2 protein-coding genes are annotated in these 6,227 nt (G+C 60.9%); both read right to left on the reverse strand.

Features of this window, described 5'->3' with window-relative positions:
• Nucleotides 1-20 precede the first annotated feature (20 nt).
• Complete coding sequence (locus ACVWVQ_RS11660; protein ID WP_457508591.1) at nt 21-4,628, reverse strand: glutamate synthase-related protein; 4,608 nt, start codon at nt 4,626-4,628, stop codon at nt 21-23.
• Nucleotides 4,629-4,925: 297 nt separating this feature from the next.
• A complete protein-coding gene (locus ACVWVQ_RS11665) occupies nt 4,926-6,002 on the reverse strand; it encodes a hypothetical protein (RefSeq protein ID WP_414356803.1) in 1,077 nt (358 codons plus the stop codon).
• Nucleotides 6,003-6,227: the final 225 nt, after the last annotated feature.

A 6,227-nucleotide genomic window follows, 5' to 3' on the forward strand; every position in this document is an offset into this window, starting at 1 on the left:
CGGCAGGCTCTGAGAGATCCTTAAGACTCCACTGCCAGCGGCTGGGATCGCAAGGGATCCGTCAGCTCGCTGCCCTCCTCCGAAGGCGGGATCACCTGCCAAAACAGGGGCAAATAGGATTCCCAATTTTGCAGAATGCGCTCCGCTTTGGGGGAATGGGTGCGGCGATAGTGCTCTTGGATCAGGCTCTTCAGTTGTGCCTCTGCTGCTGCTGTCTGCACCCGCTGAATGCGCACGATCTCCCCGTTGACCTTGGCGGGGAAGTTGCCCTGCTCATCCAGCACATAGGCCAGGCCGCCGGTCATCCCCGCTCCCAGGTTGCGGCCCACCCGCCCCAGCACCACCACCACCCCACCGGTCATGTACTCGCAGCAGTGGTCGCCGGATCCCTCGATCACCGCCTGCGCTCCCGAGTTGCGCACCGCAAAGCGTTCCCCTGCCTGGCCGTTGGCGAATAGGTAACCCCCGGTGGCTCCGTACAGGCAAGTATTGCCCAAGATCACATTTTCCGAGGGATCCCGTGGCGCATCGCCGGGAGCCAAGATGACGATCTCACCCCCGCACATGCTTTTGCCCACGTAGTCATTGGCTTCTCCTGTCAGGGTCAGGCGCATCCCCGCCAGCGTAAAAGCGCCAAAGCTCTGGCCGGCGCTGCCGACAAAGCGCAGATCCAACTGCCCCCCCTGTTGGGCAAAGCCGGTATCTCCGTACAAGCGGGCCAAGGTTCCGGCAATGCGCCCGCCTACGCAGCGGTCGGTGTTGGCGATAGGGATCTCCACCGTGGCCGTGCCGCAGGTCTCCACCGCCTTCTGCACCTCCGGCTGAGCCAGGATCTGCTCATCCAGCACCGGGCCGTTGGCGTGAACCGGCTCATGCTCCAACCAGTCGGGCAGGGTGTTGGGATCAAAACCGGGGGGAGTTCGCAGCAGACACTCCAAGTTCAAGGATTGGGTCTTCTGCAGAACCGCATCGGCGCGCGGACAGAGCAGATCCACCCGCCCGATCACCTCCTTCAGAGAGCGGTAGCCCAGTTGGGCTAAGACTTGGCGCACCTCCTCCGCCACAAACGTGAAGAAGGTCACCACGTGATCCGGTGTGCCGGGGAAGCGCTTGCGCAGCTCTTCCTTCTGGCTGGTCACCCCCACCGGGCAATTGTTGGTATGGCATACCCGCGCCATGATGCACCCCTCCGCGATCATGGCCACGGTGCCGAAGCCAAACTCTTCTGCCCCCAGCATGGCCGCCATCACCACTTCCCAGCCGGTGCGAATGCCGCCATCCACCCGCAGGATGGAGCGCTGCCGTAGGCCGTTTTCCAGCAGGGTATGATGCACCTCCACCAGGCCCAACTCCCAAGGTGCCCCGGCATGTTTGATGGAGCTCAAGGGGGAAGCCCCTGTGCCCCCTTCATGGCCGGAGATTTGGATGATGTCGGCGTTGGCCTTGGCTACTCCTGCCGCCACCGTGCCGATGCCCACCTCCGCCACCAGCTTCACCGACACCTGTGCCTGGGGGTTTACCTGGTGCAAGTCGAAGATCAACTGCGCCAGATCCTCGATGGAGTAGATGTCGTGGTGGGGCGGCGGCGAGATCAAGGTCACCCCCGGCTTGGAGCGGCGCAGCTTGGCGATGTAGGGGCTGACCTTTTTGCCCGGCAGTTGCCCGCCCTCGCCCGGCTTGGCCCCCTGGGCAATTTTGATCTCAATTTGCCGCGCGTTGAGCAAATACTCCGGTGTCACGCCAAAGCGGCCCGAGGCCACCTGCTTCACCGCCGAGCTGGCGTTGTCCCCCATGCGCAGCCCCTTCAGGTGGGGAAAGCGGGCCGAGGTGCCATCTGGGCCTACATCGGTGATGGGGAGGTATCGTTCCGGATCTTCCCCGCCTTCACCGGAGTTGGACTTGCCGCCGATGCGGTTCATAGCGATGGCCAGGGTCTCGTGGGCTTCGCGGCTGAGGGCCCCCAAGGACATCCCGCCTGTGGCAAAGCGTTTGAAAATCTCCGATGCCGGTTCCACTTCCTCCAGGGGGATGGGATCCCGGTCGCTGCGGAAATCCAGCAGGTCTCGCAACGCGGTGGGGGTGCGGCTGCGCAGGTGGGCCCTGTAGATCTCATAGTGGGCAGGCTGGCCCGATTCGATGGCCTTGTGCAGCAGCTTGGCCATTTCCGGGCTGTTGATGTGGTATTCGCCTTTGGGCCGCGCCTGGATAAAGCCAAAGTTCTCCAGCTTTTTCGAGGTGAGTTCGGGGAAGGCCCGCTGGTGATTCACCATGCCCTCGCGGGCCAGATCTGCCAGCGTCATGCCCCCCACCCGCGACACCGTGCCGCGGAAGGCCAGGTCGATCACCTCTTGGCTCAGGCCAATGGCCTCGAAAATCTGCGCCCCGTGGTAGCTGGAGAGCAGAGAAATGCCCATTTTGGAGAGAATCTTGAGCAGCCCTGCCTCAATGGCGGCGCGGTACTTCAGTTGCACCTCGGCCAGGGAAAGCTGGGGCAACTTGCCGGTGGCCATCTGGGTTTGTGTCTTGGGCTTGTGCCACCACTGCCGCACAGCTTCATAGGCCAGATAAGGACAAACGGCGCTGGCCCCATAGCCGATCAAGCAGGCAAAGTGATGGGTGCTCCAGCATTGGGCAGTCTCCACCACCAGAGAGGTCTGCAGGCGCAGCCCTTCTTGGATGAGGTGATGATGGATAGCGCCCACTGCCAACAGAGGTGGGATCAGAGCCTGCTCGGCATTGAGGCCGCGATCCGAGAGAATCAAGATCTCAGCTCCCCCCCGCACCGCCTGGGCCGCCTGCTGGCAAAGGGCCCGTACTTGGGCTGCCAGTCCTTCTGGGCCAGCAGCCACCGGGTAGAGAATCGGGAGCGTGTGGCAGGGGAAAGGAGTGTGCTGTAGGGCAGCCAGCTCCGCTTCGTTGAGCACCGGGCTGCGCAACTGCAACAGGCGGGCATGCTCAGGCCGGATCTCCAGCAGGTTGCCCTTGGATCCCAGATACACATCCAAAGACATCACCAAGCTCTCCCGCAGGGGATCGATGGCGGGGTTGGTGACCTGGGCAAAGCGCTGCTTGAAATAGTCGTAGAGGGGATGAGGCTGGGTGGACAGCACAGCCAGCGGCGCATCGTCCCCCATGCTGAAGGTGGGCTCCTTGCCCGTAGCCGCCATCTCCTCAATGATCATCTCCACATCTTCCGAGGAGTAGCCGAAGGCAGTTTGGGCTTGTAACAGTTGTTCTTCCGAGAGGTGAGGGGTATTTTCAAAGCCTTGGGTGCTGAGCTGAACGCGATGGGCTTTGAGCCATTCGCCGTAGGGGTGCTGGGCTGCCACCTGGGTTTTGATCTCCCAGTTTTTGCAGATGTGCCCGCTCTGCAGATCCACCGTCAGCATCTGCCCCGGGCCTAGCCGCCCTTTTTCCAAAATGTCGGTCTCCGGCAGAGGAACCACGCCAGCTTCCGAGGCCACCACCAGCAGACCATCGCGGCTGCGAGCGTAGCGGGCTGGGCGCAGGCCATTGCGATCCAACGTGGCCCCGATGGTTTTGCCGTCGCAGAAAACCACCATCGCCGGGCCATCCCAAGGCTCCTGCAGGCCGCCGAAGAACTCGTAGAAATCCACCACTTCCGGGTGATCCTGAAGCTCCGGCTGGTTGCGATAGGCTTCCGGGATCAGCACCATCATCGCCTGCTGAGTGGAGTAGCCGGACTGAATCAACAGCTCAAACACGGCGTCCAGACCTGCTGAGTCGCTGGTGCCGGGGTCAATAATCGGCTTCAGATCCTCGACCGCTGTACCCCAGCGGGGATGGGAAAGGGTCTGTTCGCGGGCGGCCATCCAGTTGACATTGCCCAGGTAGGTGTTGATCTCGCCGTTGTGGCAAAGGTAGCGAAAAGGCTGGGCCAGGGACCAACGCGGCAGGGTGTTGGTGCTGAAGCGGCGATGGTAAGTGGCGTAGGCAGTGGTGTAGAGGGGGTTTTGCAGATCTCGATAAAACCGGCCCAGAACCGCCGATTGCACCATGCCTTTGTAAACGACAACCCGGCAGGACAAAGAGGCAAAATACAGAGCATAAAAGCCAAACCGAGCCTCTACCCGCCGCCGAATGCGCCGCCGCAACAGATAGAGCTGCTGCTCTAGCTCGTCTCCTTCCAGCGTGGGATGGGTGAGGAGCATCTGCCAAATGGAGGGCATGGTCTGCCGCGCCATCGGCCCCAGGCAATTGGGATTGACCGGTACCTGCCGCCAAACCACCCGCTGCCAGTCGGTGGTGGTCAAGTACTCATCGATCACCTGCTGCACCGCCTGACACTCAGCAGGATCCTGAGGCAAAAAGACCATCCCCACCGCGCTGTGAGTGGGATCCCAAGCTCGAATTTCTTCCCTCTCTGCCTGCAACAGCGACCAGGGGATTGCCGTTGCAATGCCCGCCCCATCACCGCTCTGGCCGTCGCCGCCACAGCCACCCCGATGCTCCATACAGGTGAGAGCCTGAAGGGTTTTCTGCAAGAGGTCGTGGCTGGCTCTTCCCCGCTGATCCACCAAAAAGCCGACCCCGCAAGCATCCCGCTCTTGAAAGTGCCAGTTTTCCTGCAGGATAGGAACCGAGACCTGAGAGCGATGGGGATTCATAGGAGTCAAAACAGTTTGGAATAAATCACGCTTTTAGAGGTGGAAAACCAGCATATCGCACTCCAATCCGACAGGAAAAGGGGGCAGCCCCAAGTTAGGGCCGGATTTTGCCAGTAAGGCAACAGAATGTTCCAGCGGAAGGAAGCAGCGAAGTAGAGTTCAAAAAGGCTCACTATGAACAGATTTTTCGAGCTTCTTCTGCAGGCTTCCCCGGCAGACTTTGAGACGATCTGAGAAAACCGAGGCATAGGCGCCAGCTCACGGCCAACTGGCTCTGTGGAGAACTGCGATCAATCGCTATCTGAAAAAGTCAGAAAACGTATCCCGCAGATCCGAAAGCCGATCGTTGAAGCAAGTCAGCCGATCCCCTGCGGAGTTCACCAGCGTCAGATCTGCCCGACCGGTTGCCCCTTCGGATCCCAGTAGAGGAACGCTCATGCGGCTGGGATCGGCGGGATTTTGGGAGACACGGATCACGGCTCGATCGCGGTTCAATTGATAAGCCTCGGCCACATAGCGGATGGGCTCGCTCAAGATGGGATCCACCGGCAGCTCTGGGGCCGGCAGGAGATCCACCAGCTCGGTGAACGTGCCACTCCGCAGGCCCACCACGGCAGCAGCTCCCAACTGGTTACAAATGGCAATGAGAACCGGCTCTTGGGCAGTGGCGGTGAGGTTGGCCAAGGTGACGGTGACCGTGGCACGGCTGGCTGCTGCCGGATAGGTGACCTCAAAGGTGCGGGCAAAGGCATTGCCCAGCTCGTCGCGGGCGCGGAAGCGAAGCTGCCCGGTGTAGGGCAGGATGGAAGAAAAATAGATGCCAAAGCGGTCGCTGGGGCCCCGTCCGGGGATATTGGCTTGTCCGGGAACATAGGCAAGGGCAGCCCGACTTTGCCACTGATTGGGCGGGGCGTAGGGCAGCAGCGGGCCACTGGTGAAGCTGGGGGGTTCTTTGGGGGGCAGATCCGGCTGGCCATCTCTGTTCAAATCCAGGCCATTGCCCAAAAAGGCCACCGAGCGCTGTAAGAGGATGGGGCGGTTTTGGTTATCCAGAGGGGGATTCCGCCTCTCTGCCAGCCCGGCGTTGTCCACATAGACATTGAGGGGGCGATTTAGGATTTGGTTATCCCGTTGCCGCCGCATGTTGAACTGTAGGTAAGGCCCCACTGCGCCCGCTGCCGGGGATCCCCCTGTAATTTCAAAATCATCCGCCCGCAGAAAGACATTTTCCAGTGGGCCCAGGGGAGTGGTTCCCTCGCCGCAACCGACCAAGCTGAGCGCCAAGAGCGCCAAAGTTATATAAGCTACAGCAGGGCAACCTTTTGCGGTGGGGGAATCCGAGCCCCCACAAGAGGCACGCTTTGGCTTCAGCATTCATCTCCTCTCCACAGATCCACAACAAACACCTTGGCGAGGGTTAAACCCAACCGGACTGAGTTGAGGATGGGCGGGGATCCCTCTGCACTCATCGGATTCGCCTGAACCACTATACCGTGAGCCTCGGTTCAGCTAGAAATCGCAGGAGCCCCGCACTGTACCCGTAGGGTCAGTGCCGGGAGGAATGCGCTTTGATGAAGTACAATGAACTTATGAGCCAAG

Source organism: Thermostichus sp. MS-CIW-36 (assembly GCF_054059035.1).